This window comes from Pseudoduganella sp. GW821-FHT12E03, assembly GCF_058807115.1.
This window is the reverse complement of sequence record NZ_JBXAQJ010000004.1, coordinates 17905-32364: the sequence shown is the minus strand read 5'-3', so window position 1 is coordinate 32364 and position 14460 is coordinate 17905. Positions and strand designations below refer to the sequence as shown.

The 14460-nt window shown below is 59.3% G+C and carries 11 protein-coding genes and 1 pseudogene; 5 read left to right on the top strand and 7 right to left on the bottom strand.

Features of this window, described 5'->3' with window-relative positions; genetic code table 11:
• Positions 1 to 4: 4 nt before the first annotated feature.
• The 5 genes from AC1RRC_RS11195 to dnaA form a co-directional block, all read right to left on the bottom strand.
• On the bottom strand, positions 5 to 1123 hold the full coding sequence (locus AC1RRC_RS11195; protein WP_493055544.1) for a DNA cytosine methyltransferase: 1119 nt from the start codon (positions 1121 to 1123) through the stop codon (positions 5 to 7).
• A 363-nt stretch (positions 1124 to 1486) separates the two neighbouring features.
• Positions 1487 to 3103 carry a TonB C-terminal domain-containing protein gene (locus AC1RRC_RS11190; protein WP_493055543.1) on the bottom strand — a complete coding sequence of 539 codons (1617 nt, stop codon included), beginning with the start codon at positions 3101 to 3103 and terminating at the stop codon, positions 1487 to 1489.
• Between the two features lie 208 nt (positions 3104 to 3311).
• Entirely contained in the window at positions 3312 to 5816 is a 2505-nt protein-coding gene (gyrB, locus tag AC1RRC_RS11185) for a DNA topoisomerase (ATP-hydrolyzing) subunit B (RefSeq protein WP_493055542.1), read from the bottom strand.
• A 150-nt stretch (positions 5817 to 5966) separates the two neighbouring features.
• On the bottom strand, positions 5967 to 7073 hold the full coding sequence (gene dnaN, locus AC1RRC_RS11180; protein WP_493055541.1) for a DNA polymerase III subunit beta: 1107 nt from the start codon (positions 7071 to 7073) through the stop codon (positions 5967 to 5969).
• A gap of 159 nt (positions 7074 to 7232) precedes the next feature.
• On the bottom strand, positions 7233 to 8642 hold the full coding sequence (gene dnaA, locus AC1RRC_RS11175; protein ID WP_493055540.1) for a chromosomal replication initiator protein DnaA: 1410 nt from the start codon (positions 8640 to 8642) through the stop codon (positions 7233 to 7235).
• A 419-nt stretch (positions 8643 to 9061) separates the two neighbouring features.
• Between dnaA and rpmH the strand changes: the two genes are divergently transcribed.
• The 5 genes and pseudogenes from rpmH to mnmE all read left to right on the top strand — a co-directional run bounded on the left by rpmH (position 9062) and on the right by mnmE (position 13154).
• Positions 9062 to 9199, top strand: coding sequence for a 50S ribosomal protein L34 (gene rpmH, locus AC1RRC_RS11170; RefSeq protein ID WP_078035393.1), 138 nt, complete (start codon positions 9062 to 9064; stop codon positions 9197 to 9199).
• Positions 9200 to 9223: 24 nt separating this feature from the next.
• Positions 9224 to 9553: pseudogene (gene rnpA, locus AC1RRC_RS11165) on the top strand (ribonuclease P protein component); the annotation flags it as partial.
• Between the two features lie 164 nt (positions 9554 to 9717).
• On the top strand, positions 9718 to 9966 hold the full coding sequence (gene yidD / locus AC1RRC_RS11160; protein WP_493055539.1) for a membrane protein insertion efficiency factor YidD: 249 nt from the start codon (positions 9718 to 9720) through the stop codon (positions 9964 to 9966).
• 11 nt (positions 9967 to 9977) lie between these two features.
• Positions 9978 to 11660 carry a membrane protein insertase YidC gene (gene yidC / locus AC1RRC_RS11155; protein ID WP_493055538.1) on the top strand — a complete coding sequence of 561 codons (1683 nt, stop codon included), beginning with the start codon at positions 9978 to 9980 and terminating at the stop codon, positions 11658 to 11660.
• A 114-nt stretch (positions 11661 to 11774) separates the two neighbouring features.
• Positions 11775 to 13154, top strand: coding sequence for a tRNA uridine-5-carboxymethylaminomethyl(34) synthesis GTPase MnmE (gene mnmE, locus AC1RRC_RS11150; protein ID WP_493055537.1), 1380 nt, complete (start codon positions 11775 to 11777; stop codon positions 13152 to 13154).
• A 53-nt stretch (positions 13155 to 13207) separates the two neighbouring features.
• On the opposite strand, the gene AC1RRC_RS11145 is transcribed toward mnmE, so the two are convergent.
• Together AC1RRC_RS11145 and AC1RRC_RS11140 are read right to left on the bottom strand one after the other, a co-directional pair.
• Positions 13208 to 13339 (bottom strand): DUF2474 domain-containing protein, encoded by a 132-nt coding sequence (locus AC1RRC_RS11145; protein WP_493055989.1) that lies wholly within the window; start codon positions 13337 to 13339, stop codon positions 13208 to 13210.
• 5 nt (positions 13340 to 13344) lie between these two features.
• Positions 13345 to 14460 carry a cytochrome d ubiquinol oxidase subunit II gene (locus AC1RRC_RS11140; protein ID WP_493055536.1) on the bottom strand — a complete coding sequence of 372 codons (1116 nt, stop codon included), beginning with the start codon at positions 14458 to 14460 and terminating at the stop codon, positions 13345 to 13347.

Here is a 14460-nt window from a genome sequence, read left to right as displayed (position 1 = left end):
CCAGTCAAGCTAGCTGGCTGGCGATTATCCTAAATATCTCTTCAGAAACAATAGGACTAACGCTATTGCCGATTTGCCGGAAGCTATGCCATTTCGTTTCGTGAAATGTGAACCAGTCCGGAAATCCCTGTAATCTAGCTGCTTCCCTCGGAGTGATGACTCTGGGGCTGGTAAAATGAATAGGGCGCACAGCTTGAAAGCTACCTTTATCTTTTGCAGTTCCCGCTCGTAAGGTAGGGCAAAAACCGTCCGGATCAAGTCTTTGAGCTCTGGATATTCTATCGACTTCACCTTGCTTGAGTCGTCTAAATCTCTCTTCTACCTCTGCTGTATGGCGAGTTCCCATGCACCCTGAAACTTCACCATAACCAAAGTAGCGCTCAAGCGAAGCTTGATCACCAACCCCATCGGGAACTAGATTTGTAATACGGTCAAAAAATATTCCATCGCCAATGTCCTCAATTGGTCTCCAACCTAATTGGTCAGTGATCCATAGCGGATCGATTTCGCTCGGTAATCCATGCAATGCTGTTTTTACTACAATTGGTTGAGTTGCAGGGGGAGGAGAAAAAGTCTCTAAAGAAAACTCGCCGCGAAACTTATTCCTTGCGTACCCAAAAAAGAAAATTCTAGTACGGATTGTTGGAGCTCCATATAAACTAGCTTTTACTTCTATTGGAGGGAGGAGATGGTAAACGTTTGAATCAATTCGGGAAAATGCGGCATTTCGTATTTCATCATATTGCGCATCAAGGATGCCTGGTACATTTTCTGCCAAAAAAAACGAAGGCTGAGTTTCAGACACCAACCTGAAAAAATGATCAAACAAGTTATTTCTAATGTCTGATACATCGCGTTTTCCTATTGCGCTGAATCCCTGGCAAGGTGGCCCGCCGACTAACCCAGAAAGTTCTCCTGGCTTTACATTTGATAATTTAAAAAGATCTTGCCCACTTAGAGATGAAACGTCCTGAGCTAAATGGATTGAGTTAGGAAAGTTTTTTACATGAGTTTGAACTGCAAAGGGATCTAGCTCAACTGCAGCGGCAACATGAAAACCTGCTCTTGCGGCACCTAAACTTATTCCGCCAGCTCCAGCGAATAGGTCAATAATTTTTTGCATTGTTTCTTAAGTGCTAAACTAGCGAGTGGAAGGTGGGCTCTGCCAATTTAAAAAAGCGACGTGCTGGTCGCTTTTTATATGGGGAATTAATATATCTCGCTAGATACGCATTGATAACCTTGCAAAAATTCTGTGCGGCCACATATAGCTGTTCCTTCAGATTTGATCAGCATTTGCCGTATTTTGACGTGGACTTTCGGTGATGGTAATTACAGGTTCCAGGTAATCTTCCAAACTGGGTTGGAGTCATAATTCCTAGATATTTATACGCAATGTAAGGGGCGCGCCGCACAAACTTGTCGTGTAGCTTTTGCATCGCAGAGTGCGAAGTCTACCACAGCCGACTGGGCTATTCCATGTAGGTTACTGCAACTTCACCCCCGAATCCATCACCCAAGTCCTCCGAATCTCAATCACATCAAACTGCCGCGCCAACCCCGGCGGAAACACCCCATACGGCGCCTGCCCAGCCACAATCTTCCGGACAGCCTCATCAATCGCCGGCACCCCACTAGACGTCACAAACGTCACCTTCTCCACCGACCCATCAGCGCGGACTGCCACGGTGACCACCGGCCACACATGCCGCTGTTTCACCACCTCACGCACTGCATTGAACGCCATGCTCATCTCAATTTTCTTGGCCATGGCCTCCGCGTAGAGCACCAAATCGGCATTCTGGTCGGCGCGCCCTAACAGCCAGCCACGGCGCTGGTTGCTGGCCGATGGCAGCGCGGAGCGCGACGGGTTGTTCAGTGCCGCATCGCGCTGCGCGGCTTCTTCATTGAGTTGCCGGCCAATCGCGCGCAACCGTTCTTCGCGTTCGGCCTCCCGCTCGGCCTTTTCACGCTGCGCCAGCTCAAGCTTTTGTCGCGCCGCATCCTGCTTTGCGCTCTCTTGCCTTGCGGCTTCCTGCCGCACAGCCTCCTGCCGCGCGGCTTCCTGCTTGGCTACCTCTTGCCGTGTAGCTTCAGCCAGCGCCTGCTTCGCCTGTTCCTGCCGCAAAGCCTCCTTACGGTCTGTGTCCTTACGCGCCAGTTCCGCCCGTTCCAGTTCTTGCCGGGCCGCGTCCTGGCGGGCTTGCTCCGCCTGTTTGGCCTGCTCCTGCCGCAGCACCTCCCGGCGCAACTCGTCCTGCCGCGCAAGCTTCTGGCGGTCGGCTTCCTGCCGTGCCGCTTCGGCCCGTTCCCGCTCCTGCCGTGCGGCAAGCTGCTGTGCCTGCTCGGCTTGTCTTGCCTGTTCCTGCCGCAGCGCTTCCCTGCGCAACTCCTCTTGCCGGGCCAGCTTCTGGCGTTCAGCTTCCTGGCGGGCAGCTTGCGCGCGGTCCAGTTCCTGTTGCGCCATCTGGGCCCGTTCCAGCTCCATCCTGGCGGCTTCCTGCCGCGCCTGCTCGGCTTGCCTTGCCTGTTCCACCCGCAGCGCTTCCCGCCGCACATCTTCCTGCCGCGCCGCTTCGCGCATGGAGGTAATCAATTCCGCCTGCCGCTGTTTTTCCTTTTCCGCTTCCTGTTTTTCACGCTCGACCCTGGCCAGTTCGACCGTCTTGTCCCGTGCTTCCTGCTCGGCAGCTTTGTCAGCGGCCGGTGCTTCCACCTTCGGCACGGCGGGCATGCTGGGTGTCACCGCAAACGCAGGGGACGCCGGTGGCGGGGTGGCGGGCGTGACGGGCAAAGCAACTTCCGGCCGCGTTATGGCCGGGGCGGGAAGCGGTGCGGCGGCAATTGGTGGTGATGGGGGCGGAACTGCGGCCGGAGGCGGGGATGTGAGCTCGGACGCGGCATGGCTTTCCATGGCAGGCGGTTCGACCGGTGCTGGCGCCGGGCGCACGGTGGGGGCCAGCACGATCCGCAAATCATCGGCGCCCAGCCGCCGCTCTTTCCATGGCAAGTGCAGGCCGGGCAATCCGAAAGTCGAGCCGCCGAACGTCACGCTTAACAGCATCGCATGGAACACCAGCGACAGCGCCAGCGCGGCGCTCATTCGCCTGGGATCGCGGTGCGTGGGAAGCGCAGTGTTCAAGTCGAAAGCCTTTTCCGAATGATGTGGTTGCTGTTTGTGTATTGGGTTGCTGGCATGGCGGCTATGCTGCGCATAACCGCCCTACGAGTCGATGTCGCGATTTATTCCATAAAAAAAGCCAACCTTCAGCAACGAGGGTTGGCTTTTTGACTTCCTGTGTCAAGAAGTTTTAAACGTCGATGTTGCCAGCACGCAGTGCGTTGGCCTCGATGAAGTTACGGCGTGGTTCCACGTCGTCACCCATCAACGTCGTGAAGATCTGGTCGGCGGCAATCGCGTCTTCGATCTGCACCTTCAGCAGGCGGCGCACGGTCGGGTCCATCGTGGTTTCCCACAGCTGCGAAGGATTCATCTCGCCCAGACCTTTATAGCGCTGCTTGGACACCACGCGTTCCGCTTCGTCGCGCAGCCACTGCATCGCGTGGTGGAAGTCCACCACGGCCGAATCCTTGGTGCGCTCGCCTTCGCCGCGGCGGATCACGGCGCCTTCGCCGATCAAGCCTTCAAAGGTGGCGGCGGCGGCGGCCAGCACGCGATAGTCCGCGCTTTGCACGAAGTCCGCGTCGATCGCCGACACTTTCACGTTACCGTGATGCATGCGCTCGATCCACAGCATATGTTTCTCGGACAATTCATCCGAACGCACCGACACCTTCACGGCCGTATCACCGATACGCTCTTCCATCGCGCGCGCCGAGGCGTTGGCATTGTCAATGGTGTCCAGGTTCAAGGTCACACCGGTCATGATGGCGGTCAGCGCGGCGCGGTCGATCACGCGGGTCAGGCGCGTCATGATGGCGTTGGCCAGGTTGTACTGGCGCGCCAGTTCGCCCAACTGCTCGCCCTGGATGATGTCCGCGCCTTCGCGCGGCGTCAGCGCGGCGGTGTTCAGCGCCACCGTCATCATGTAGCTCGCTTCTTCCGTGTCATCTTTCAGGTAGCGCTCATCGCGGCCGGCCTTGACCTTGTACAGCGGCGGCTGTGCAATGTAGATGTGGCCACGTTCCACCAGCTGCGGCATCTGGCGGTAGAACAACGTCAGCAGCAGGGTGCGGATGTGGGCGCCGTCGACGTCCGCGTCGGTCATGATGATGATGCGGTGGTAACGCAGCTTATCGGGGTTGAATTCGTCCGGCCCGATCGAGGTGCCGAGCGTCGCGATCAGGGTCGTGATCTGTTCGGACGACAGCATCTTTTCAAAGCGCGCCTTTTCCACGTTCAAAACCTTGCCTCGGAGAGGCAAGATCGCCTGGAACTTACGGTCGCGGCCTTGCTTGGCGGAGCCGCCCGCGGAGTCACCCTCGACGATGTACAGTTCGGACAGGGCGGGATCCTTCTCTTGGCAATCGGCCAGCTTGGCCGACAGGCCCAGGCCGTCCATCACGCCTTTGCGGCGGGTCAGGTCGCGCGCCTTGCGGGCCGCTTCACGGGCACGCGCGGCTTCCACGATCTTGCCGCAAATGATCTTGGCGTCGTTCGGCTTTTCCTGCAGGAAGTCCGTCAGCGTTTTCGCGACGATTTCTTCCACCGGGCCGCGCACTTCGGACGACACCAGCTTGTCCTTGGTCTGCGACGAGAATTTTGGTTCCGGCACTTTCACGGACAGCACGCAGGTCAGGCCTTCGCGCATGTCGTCGCCCGAGATTTCCACTTTCGCCTTCTTGGCGAAGTCGTTCTCGTCGATGTATTTGTTGATCACGCGCGTCATCGCGGCGCGCAGGCCGGTCAGGTGGGTGCCGCCGTCGCGCTGCGGGATGTTATTGGTGAAGCACAGCACCTGCTCGTTGTAGGCGTCGTTCCATTGCATCGACACGTCCACCGAGATGGTCGTGTTCTGGTCCGACTGGCGTTCGCCGGTGGCCTGGAACACGGTCGGGTGCAGCACGGTCTTGGCCTTGTTGATGTATTCAACGAAGCCGCGCGTGCCGCCTTCAAAGGCGAAGACTTCTTCCTTGCCGGTGCGCTGGTCGGTCAGCTTGATGTTGACGCCATTGTTCAGGAACGACAGTTCGCGGATCCGCTTGGCCAGGATTTCGTAGTGGAATTCCACGTGCGTGAAGATTTCCTCGTCGGCCCAGAAGTGCACGTCGGTGCCGCGCTTGTCGCTCTCGCCGATCACCTTGATCGGGGACACGGCAATGCCGTCGCGCATTTCCAGTTCGCGGTTTTGCGGCACGCCGCGCGCGAATTCCATGAAGTGCACTTTGCCGTCGCGGCGAATGGTCAGTTTGAGGCATTTCGACAGCGCGTTCACGCAAGAGACACCCACGCCGTGCAGGCCGCCGGAGACTTTGTACGAGTTCTGGTCGAACTTGCCGCCGGCGTGCAGTTCGGTCATGACGATTTCCGCAGCCGAGCGCTTCGGCTCGTGCTTGTCGTCCATTTTCAGGCCGGTCGGCACGCCGCGGCCGTTGTCGGTGATGGAAATCGAGTTGTCCGAGTGGATCGTGACGTGGATTTCCGTGCAGTGGCCGGCCAGCGATTCGTCGATCGAGTTGTCCAGCACTTCGAACACCAGGTGGTGCAGGCCGGTGCCGTCCGAAGTGTCACCGATGTACATGCCTGGACGTTTGCGGACTGCTTCCAGTCCTTCCAGGATCTGGATCGATGCGGCGCCGTATTCTTCCGCCTTTGGTGCTGCTGGAACGGGATTCTCGTTAGGGCTTTCGGACATGGACTGCTTTCTCTATAGCGAAACTGTTTAATTCTTGGGTGCTGCTGGCATGGCGGCTTTGTAAAAGCCGCCCTACGGGAATTCGGCGTCTCGTAGGGCGGTTTCCACGAAGCCGCCGTCCGCCGTTATTTCCCGCGGCACGCGGGCATATTAAATCCGCATCGGCATCACAACGTACTTGAAGTCCTGGTTTTCAGGAATCGAAATCAGCGCCGACGAATTCGAGTCGCCCAGCGAGATGTTGATCTGGTCGCACTTCAGGTTGTTCAGCACGTCCAGCAGGTACGTCACGTTGAAACCGATGTCGATGGCGTCGCCGCCGTAATCGATTTCCAGTTCTTCCACGGCTTCTTCCTGGTCCGCGTTGGTCGAGCTGATTTTCAGGCTGCCCGGCGCCAGGATGCAGCGCACGCCTTTGAATTTATCGCTGGTCATGATGGCGGCGCGCTGCAGGGAACGCAGCAGCTCATCGCGCGAAATCGTGAAGTCGTTCTTGTAACCCTTCGGGATTACGCGCGTGTAGTCAGGGAACTTGCCTTCTACCAGTTTCGAAATCAGTTCGATGTCGGAGAAGGTCAGTTTCACTTGGTTGGCGGCGATGTCCAGTTGCACCGGTTCGTCGTTTTCTTCCAGCAGGCGTTGCAGTTCGATGATGGTCTTGCGCGGGATGATGACTTCCTGGCGCTCGAAGGTCTGCTCGGTCGCGACCTGGCAGAACGCCAGGCGGTGGCCGTCGGTGGCCACGGCGATCACGTTCTGGCCGTCCAGCACCAGCAGCAGGCCGTTCAGGTAGTAACGGATGTCCTGTTGCGCCATCGAGAAGTGCACCATGTTGAACAGGTGCTTCAGGGTTTTTTGCGGCAGCGAGAACGAGGCGTTGTAGCTGTCGGCTTGCTGCACGGTCGGGAATTCCTCGGCCGCCAGGGTTTGCAGCGCGAAGCGCGATTTGCCGGTTTGCACCGTCAGGCGCTTGTTCAGCAGGGTCATCGTCACGTCGCCGGATTCCGGCAGCGCGCGCAGGATGTCGAGCAGCTTGCGCGCGGCCACGGTGGTGCCGGTAACGTCAGCGCCGGAACCGATTTCCGCGTGCGTGGTGATCTGCACTTCGGTGTCGGTCGACAGGAACGATACGCTTTCGCCGTCCTTGCGGATGAGGATATTGGCCAGAATCGGCATAGTGTGCCGACGCTCGACAATACCGCTCACGATCTGCAGTGGCCGGAGAAGCGTATCTCGGGTGGTTTTGACCAATTGCATGGATGTATCCTCAATGAAAAATTAACGATATTTTTATCACAACTAATTCTGCGGCGGCGGTGTCGGCTTCCGCCAAGGCGGAAACCGACCTACGGATTCCAGGCCATGTATTCCGTAGGGCGGTTTCGCCGAAGGCGAAGCCGCCATGCCCGCACCCCATCACCCCTTCAGCGTCTGCTCCAGCACGTGCAGCTCGTGATTGCATTCCGGGTTCTTGGTGCGGTCCTGGGCGATCTTGCGCACGGCGTGCAGCACGGTCGTGTGATCGCGGCCGCCGAACAATTCGCCGATTTCCGGCAAACTCTTTTGCGTCAGTTCCTTGGCCAGGTACATCGCGATCTGGCGTGGGCGCGCAATGTTGGCGGGGCGGCGCTTCGAATACATGTCGGCGACCTTGATGTTGAAGAAGTCCGCCACCGTCTTCTGGATGTTTTCCACGGAAATCTGGCGGTTTTGCACCGACAGCAAATCCTTCAGCGCTTCCTTGACGATGTCGATGGAAATGTCTTTGCCGTGGAAGCGCGAGTAGGCCAGGATCTTGCGCAGCGCGCCTTCCAGTTCACGCACGTTCGAACGCAGGTGCTTGGCCACGAAGAAGGCCACGTCGTCGTTCAGGGTCACGCCTTCCGATTTCGCTTTTTTCAGCAGAATCGCCACGCGCATTTCCAGTTCCGGCGGTTCGATCGCCACCGTCAGGCCCGAATCGAAACGCGAGATCAGGCGGTCGTCCATGCCCGTGATCTCTTTCGGATAGGTGTCCGACGTGATGATGATTTGTTTTTTCGCCGCGATCAGCGCTTCAAACGCATAGAAGAATTCTTCCTGCGTGCGGCTTTTGCCACCGAAGAATTGAATATCATCGATCAGCAGCATGTCCAGCGAGTGGTAGTAATGCTTGAAGTCGTCGAAACCCTTGCGCTGGTACGCCGTCACCACGTCGCGCACGTACTGTTCCGCGTGGATGTAGCGGATACGCGCGTTCGGCTGGTCCGCCATCACTTGGTTGCCGATCGCATGGATCAAGTGGGTTTTACCGAGGCCCACGCCGCCGTAGAAGAACAGCGGGTTATACGACACGCCCGGGTTGTTCGCGACCTGGATCGCGGCGGCGCGCGCCAGCTGGTTGGCCTTACCGGTCACGAAACTGTCGAACGTCAGGTCGGTGTTGATGCGGCTTTGTTCACGGCGCGGCGAATTGGCCAGGTTTTCCTGGACCGCGTTCGAGATGCCGGTAATCGCCGGTGCGCTTGGCGCGCCAACCGTCCCCTGCGCATCGGACGCGGCGGGGGCAGCGGCAGTTGCCACTGGCGGTTTTTTATTGGCGGACAGGCGCGGGTCGAGCACGAACTGCACTTCAGTCGGCGCTTCCCAGTACTGGCAAGCCAGCGCGGTGATGCGGCTGGCGAACTGGGATTTCACCCAGTCCAGCTTGAAGCGATTAGGCGCGGCAATGCGCAGCTTTCCCTCGTCGAAATCGAGAGGGACCAGCGGTTTTATCCACGCATTGAATTGTTGCGGGGTCAGTTCCAGTTCCAGTTGCGCGGAACAGGTCTGCCAGAAATTTTCCATTGAATCTTCTATCTGTAAGGGTGCGGCAAGGCGGTCCGATCGCCAAGCGTAACGCGCTATTCTACTCCCTATGCACAAGGTTATCCACAGGCGCGCGGGGATTTTTTTTGTGTTTGGAGGGTATACTCTGTGGGCGTTTTATGGCTGAAAATGCACTGTGGCGCAGGATGCATCTTCTTGCCGAATCGCCTTGATGGTTGACAAGGACTCCCAAACTATTGATAATTCAGGGTTCCCCGCCCGTATGCCGTGTTTATTCACATGAACATATATGGATAAGCGTGGATTTACAGTAGCGGGCGATGAGATGGACCCAGCTGTGCCGGATGGCATAGGTGCGCGAAGTGTCATTGGCACCATATTAAAGACGGGGTACTGACCCCGGTTTTGTATTTTTTTGCTTTTTCAGCGAGACCAACATGAAACGTACTTACCAACCTTCCGTAGTGCGCCGCAAGCGTACCCACGGCTTCCGTGCACGTATGGCTACCCGTGGTGGCCGTCAGGTTCTGAACGCGCGTCGCGCCAAGGGCCGCAAGCGTCTGGCAGTGGTATAAGCCATCCGCTTGTTAGCTGATCGCGTGGACAGCCTTCAGACGAACGGCTCGACAGGCGAAGGTTCACACGACTTCGCACGCGCTCGGCGCATCATAAAAACGGATGAATTTTCATCCGTTTTTCGTTTGCGCCCTGCGCAAAAAAGCGCGCATTTCGTGATCTACACCCGCCCCAACCAGCTTGCGCACGCGCGGCTGGGGGTGGTGGTGGCGAAACGATTTGCGCCGCGCGCCGTTACGCGCAATACCATCAAACGTGTCACCCGCGAACTGTTCCGCGTGACCGCTCTGCCTCCTATCGACTGCGTGGTGCGCTTGTCGCGCCCTGTCAACAGCAAAGCCCAGCCGGCCACGACCACCCAACTCAAGGTGGAACTGCGCCAGGAACTCACACGCCTGTTTGCCTCCCAAAAGAAGGCCAGGCCACCTGCGGGGCCCGCTAAAGCGAGTCCCGCTGACGCGAGTCCAGCCAAAGTGAGTCCTGCTCAAGTGAGTCCTGCGAAAGTGGGTCCCGCTGAATGAGCAAGCTGCTGACTTTGCTGCTGCGCTTTTACCAGGTAGCCATCAGCCCCATGCTGGGGCCGCGCTGCCGTTTCTATCCCAGCTGTTCCAACTATGCGATTGAAGCGCTCCGTGTTCACGGCGCTGCGCGTGGCGGCTGGTTGGCAGTGTGCCGTGTGTGCCGCTGCCACCCCTGGAACGCGGGCGGGGTTGATCCCGTCCCGGCCAAGCATTCTTCGACCGCTTGCGGTTGCAACCACTCCTGATAAGTGTCGTAATGGAACTCAATAAACGTACCATACTGTGGATCGTGTTCGGCGCCTCGCTGTTCCTGCTCTGGAACAACTGGATGATCTCGACCGGCCGTCCTTCCATGTTCGCACCGCCGGCGCCTGTGTCGGCGACGGCCGCCGCCAAGAAGTCGGACCTGCCTGCCGCCGCGGCGCTTGCCGCCAGCGCGGTCGCTGTCGCCACGCCTGGCGCAACGGACGCCGCGCCATTCAAGCGTGAAACCATCACCATCACCACCGACGTGGTGAAGGTCGATATCGACACCCTGGGTGGCGTGGTCACGCGCCTGGAGCTGTTGAAGCATCACGACAAGATCGACACCAAGAAAAACCAGCTGCTGTTCCAGCAGGACGGTACCCGCAAATTCCTGGCGCAAACCGGCCTGGTTGGCGCTGCCGGCCTGCCGAACCACACCAGCGGCTTCACCGCCAAACCGGGCGCCCGCGTGCTGGGCGACGGCAACCAGGTGCAACTGGTGCTGGAAGCGGAGCAGGGCGGCGTGAAACTGGTGAAGACCTTCACCTTCAAGCGCGGCGAGTACGCGATCGACGTACGCCACGACATCACCAACCTGACCGCCGCGCCACTGACGCCGCAGCTGTACATGCGTTTGGTCCACGATGGCAACAAACCGGAAGGCGATACCTGGTTCAATTCCAGCTACACCGGCCCGACCCTGTACACGGCGGACAAGAAGTACGAAAAGCTGACCTTCGAGAAAATCGAAAAAGCTGCTGAAGCGCATGTGAAAAACCCGTCCACGAAAATGGCGCAGGATCACGCGACCAATGCCGACAATGGCTGGATCGCGATTTCGCAGCACTTCTTCGTGTCGGCCTTTGTGCCGCAGGATAAGCAGCAGCGTGAAATCTTCACGGAAAAACTCGACACCAACCTGTATGGCATCGGCGTGCGCGAGCAACTGGGCACGGTCGCCCCTGGCGCCACCTTGTCGAACACGGCCAAGTTGTACTCCGGCCCGCAGGATGAAAAAGCACTGGAAAAAACCGCCGTTGGCCTGGATCTGGTGAAAGACTACGGCACCCTGACCATGATCGCCAAGCCGATGCAATGGCTGCTGAACCAGATCCACAACGTACTGGCCAACTGGGGCTGGACCATCATCGCCTTCACCATCCTGATCAAGCTGGCCCTGTTCCCGCTGTCGGCCGCCGGCTACCGCAGCATGGCGCGCATGAAAGTCGTGACGCCGAAGATGACCGCGCTGCGCGACCGCTTCAAGAACGATCCGCAAAAGCTGAACCAGGCCATGATGGAGCTGTACAAAACCGAGAAAATCAATCCGTTCGGCGGCTGCCTGCCGATCCTGATCCAGATGCCGATCTTCCTGGCGCTGTACTGGGTGCTGAACGCGTCGGTGGAAATGCGCGGCGCGCCATGGGTGGGCTGGATTACCGACCTGACCCAGCCTGACCCGTTCTTCGTGCTGCCGGTGCTGTACGCGATCTCGATGTACGTGACCTTCAAGCTGAACCCGCAGCCAGCCGATCCGGTGCAAGCGAAGATGATGCTGTTCATGCCGCTGGCGTTCTCGGTGATGTTCTTCTTCTTCCCGTCCGGCCTGGTGCTGTACTGGGTGGTCAACAACGTGCTGTCCATCGGCCAGCAATACGTGATCACCAAGAAGTTCGCGCCTGACGCGAAATAAATCAGCGCCGCTGAATCCGTAGGGCGGGTTTTACAAACCCGCCGTGCGTGAACACCACAAGCTGCACCAAAGGCCCGTGTCTCCACGGGCTTTTTTCATTAGAATCGATCCACCATGAAACTCGACACTTCCCCCATCGCCGCCATCGCCACCGCCCCCGGCCGCGGTGGCATCGGCGTGGTGCGCGCCTCGGGCAAGAATTTGCAGCCGCTGGCGCAAGCCCTGTTTGGCGACACCGCATTAAAACCGCGCCATGCCACGTATATCCCGTTCAAGCAGGCCGACGGCGCCGTCATTGACCAGGGCATCGCGATTTACTTCAAGGCGCCCCATTCCTATACCGGCGAAGACGTGCTGGAACTGCAAGGCCACGGCGGCCCGATCGTGCTGCAAATGCTGTTGCAGCGTGTACTGGAGGCGGGGAGCGAGTCCGGCCTGCGGCTGGCCGAACCGGGCGAATTCACGCGCCGCGCTTACCTGAACGACAAGCTTGACCTGGCGCAGGCCGAGGCGGTGGCGGACTTGATTGACGCGTCGACCGAAGCCGCGGCGAAATCCGCATCGCAATCGCTGTCGGGCGCGTTCTCGAAAACCATCCACGCGCTGGTGGAGCGCGTAACGAACTTGCGCATGCTGGTGGAAGCGACCCTGGACTTCCCGGAAGAGGAAATCGACTTCCTGGAAAAATCCAACGCGCGCGGCCAGTTGACCGGCATCGTGGAAGCGCTCGACACAGTGTTCCGCCAGGCGGCGCAAGGCGCGCTGCTGCGCGAGGGACTGAATGTCGTGCTGGTGGGACAGCCGAACGTTGGCAAGTCATCGCTGCTTAACGCCCTGGCCGGCGCCGATGTCGCCATCGTGACGCCGATCGCCGGCACCACGCGCGACAAGGTGTCCGAGACGATCCAGATCGAAGGCATCCCGCTGAACATCATCGACACGGCCGGTATCCGCCACCATGACGAGGCGACCGACCTGGTGGAACGGATCGGCATCGAGCGCACCTGGGGCGAGGTGGAAAAGGCCGACGTCATCCTGCACCTCCTCGACGCGGACCAGGGACCGATGCGGCAGGACGAAGCGATTGTCGCCAACTTCCCGGAAGGCGTGCCGGTGGTGCGGGTCTGGAACAAGATCGACCTGTCCGGCCACAAGCCCGGTGTCGACGCGGCGGAAGACGCCACCCACATTTACCTGTCGGCGCACGAACACGAAGGCATCGATTTGCTGCGCGGGGAATTGCTGCGCATCGCGGGCTGGCAGCAGACCGGCGAATCGCTGTACCTGGCGCGCGAGCGGCACTTGATCGCGCTGAAGTCGGCCGCCAAACACCTGGCGCTGGCGGGCGAACATGCGGCCGTGTCGGATCAGTCGCTGGATTTGTTCGCCGAAGAATTGCGGCTGGCGCAAAACCAGCTGTCCAGCATTACCGGGGAATTCACGCCGGATGATTTGCTGGGGGTGATTTTTAGCCGGTTCTGTATTGGCAAGTAAGGCGTGAGGCGTATTCACATGCAATACGCCTCATTCTGTGAGCCGCATTTTGATCAGCGGTTCAATCCCGCGGCATTCATCACCCACCGCATAATGAGCGCCGCCAGCCCCAGTGCCGCCACACTGGCGCACCAGATCAACACCATCCATCCCAGCCGTTTCAGCCACAAGGTTCGCCGTTGCATACGCATCAGTGATACCCCTCCCCAAGCCGCACCTTGCCCCGGAACACGTAATACGACCACACGGTATAAGTCAGGATGACCGGAATGATCAGCAGCGCTCCGACCAGGGCAAAGCCCTGGCTTTGCGGCGGTGCGGCGGCTTGCCAGATCGAGATCCCCGGCGGCACGATGTGGGGCCACACGCTGATGCCCAGGCCCGTATAGCCGAGGAAAATCAGCCCAAGGGTGTACAGGAACGGTTGCCGGTTCTTGCGGCTGGCCAGCGCCCGCAACAGCCGCCATGCGCAGGCCGCCACCAGCAGCGGGACCGGGGCAAACCACAGCAGGTTGGGAAAGGTGAACCAGCGGGCGGCAATGCGGTCATCGATCAGCGGCGTCCACAGGCTGATGACGGCGATTGCGGCCAGCAGCGCCCACACCAGCTTGCGCGTGATGCGGTAAGCGTGCGCCTGCAGCGCGCCTTCGGTTTTCATGATCAGCCACGTGCTGCCCAGCAGCGCATAGGCGGCCAGCAAGCCGAGGCCGCAGAACAGGGAAAAGGGGGAAATCCAGTCCAGCGGCCCGCCCGCAAAGGTGAGGCCATCGATGGCGACGCCCTGGATGTGACCCGCCGGGGCGCCGGCAGCGGTGAGACCGCCGGTCGAGGGACTCTGAACATAAACCTGCCGCATGCCAATCGCGGCGCGGCTTGCGACCTGAAAACCCTGGATATACGCGCCCAGTGCCACGCCCTGGAAAAACGTCGCGGCCACCGACCCGCCGATAAACGCCTTGTCCCAGAAATGCCGTTCATGGTCCAGCGCCTTGAAGCGGAATTCAAAGGCCACACCCCGGAACACCAGCCCCACCAGCATGAACATCAGCGGCAGGTACAGCGCGCTGAGGATCACGGAGTACGCCAGCGGGAAGGCGGCCAGCAAGCCCGCGCCACCCAGCACCAGCCAGGTTTCATTGCCATCCCATACCGGCGCCACGGTGTTCATGATGACGTCGCGCTCCTGTTTGTCGGGGAAGCACGGATACAAAATGCCGATACCGAGGTCGAAGCCATCCATGACGATGTACATCATGATGCCGAACAGGATGATGACGGCCCAGATAATGGAAAGATCGATACCCAT

What these genes read in the sequence shown, in the direction of transcription:
- AC1RRC_RS11195 (WP_493055544.1), bottom strand. Translation starts at nt 1,123, where the DNA reads ATGCAAAAAATTATTGACCTATTCGCTGGAGCTGGCGGAATAAGTTTA.
- AC1RRC_RS11190 (WP_493055543.1), bottom strand. Translation starts at nt 3,103, where the DNA reads ATGAGCGCCGCGCTGGCGCTGTCGCTGGTGTTCCATGCGATGCTGTTA.
- gyrB (WP_493055542.1), bottom strand. Translation starts at nt 5,816, where the DNA reads ATGTCCGAAAGCCCTAACGAGAATCCCGTTCCAGCAGCACCAAAGGCG.
- dnaN (WP_493055541.1), bottom strand. Translation starts at nt 7,073, where the DNA reads ATGCAATTGGTCAAAACCACCCGAGATACGCTTCTCCGGCCACTGCAG.
- dnaA (WP_493055540.1), bottom strand. Translation starts at nt 8,642, where the DNA reads ATGGAAAATTTCTGGCAGACCTGTTCCGCGCAACTGGAACTGGAACTG.
- rpmH (WP_078035393.1), top strand. Translation starts at nt 9,062, where the DNA reads ATGAAACGTACTTACCAACCTTCCGTAGTGCGCCGCAAGCGTACCCAC.
- yidD (WP_493055539.1), top strand. Translation starts at nt 9,718, where the DNA reads ATGAGCAAGCTGCTGACTTTGCTGCTGCGCTTTTACCAGGTAGCCATC.
- yidC (WP_493055538.1), top strand. Translation starts at nt 9,978, where the DNA reads ATGGAACTCAATAAACGTACCATACTGTGGATCGTGTTCGGCGCCTCG.
- mnmE (WP_493055537.1), top strand. Translation starts at nt 11,775, where the DNA reads ATGAAACTCGACACTTCCCCCATCGCCGCCATCGCCACCGCCCCCGGC.
- AC1RRC_RS11145 (WP_493055989.1), bottom strand. Translation starts at nt 13,339, where the DNA reads ATGCAACGGCGAACCTTGTGGCTGAAACGGCTGGGATGGATGGTGTTG.
- AC1RRC_RS11140 (WP_493055536.1), bottom strand. Translation starts at nt 14,460, where the DNA reads ATGGGTATCGATCTTTCCATTATCTGGGCCGTCATCATCCTGTTCGGC.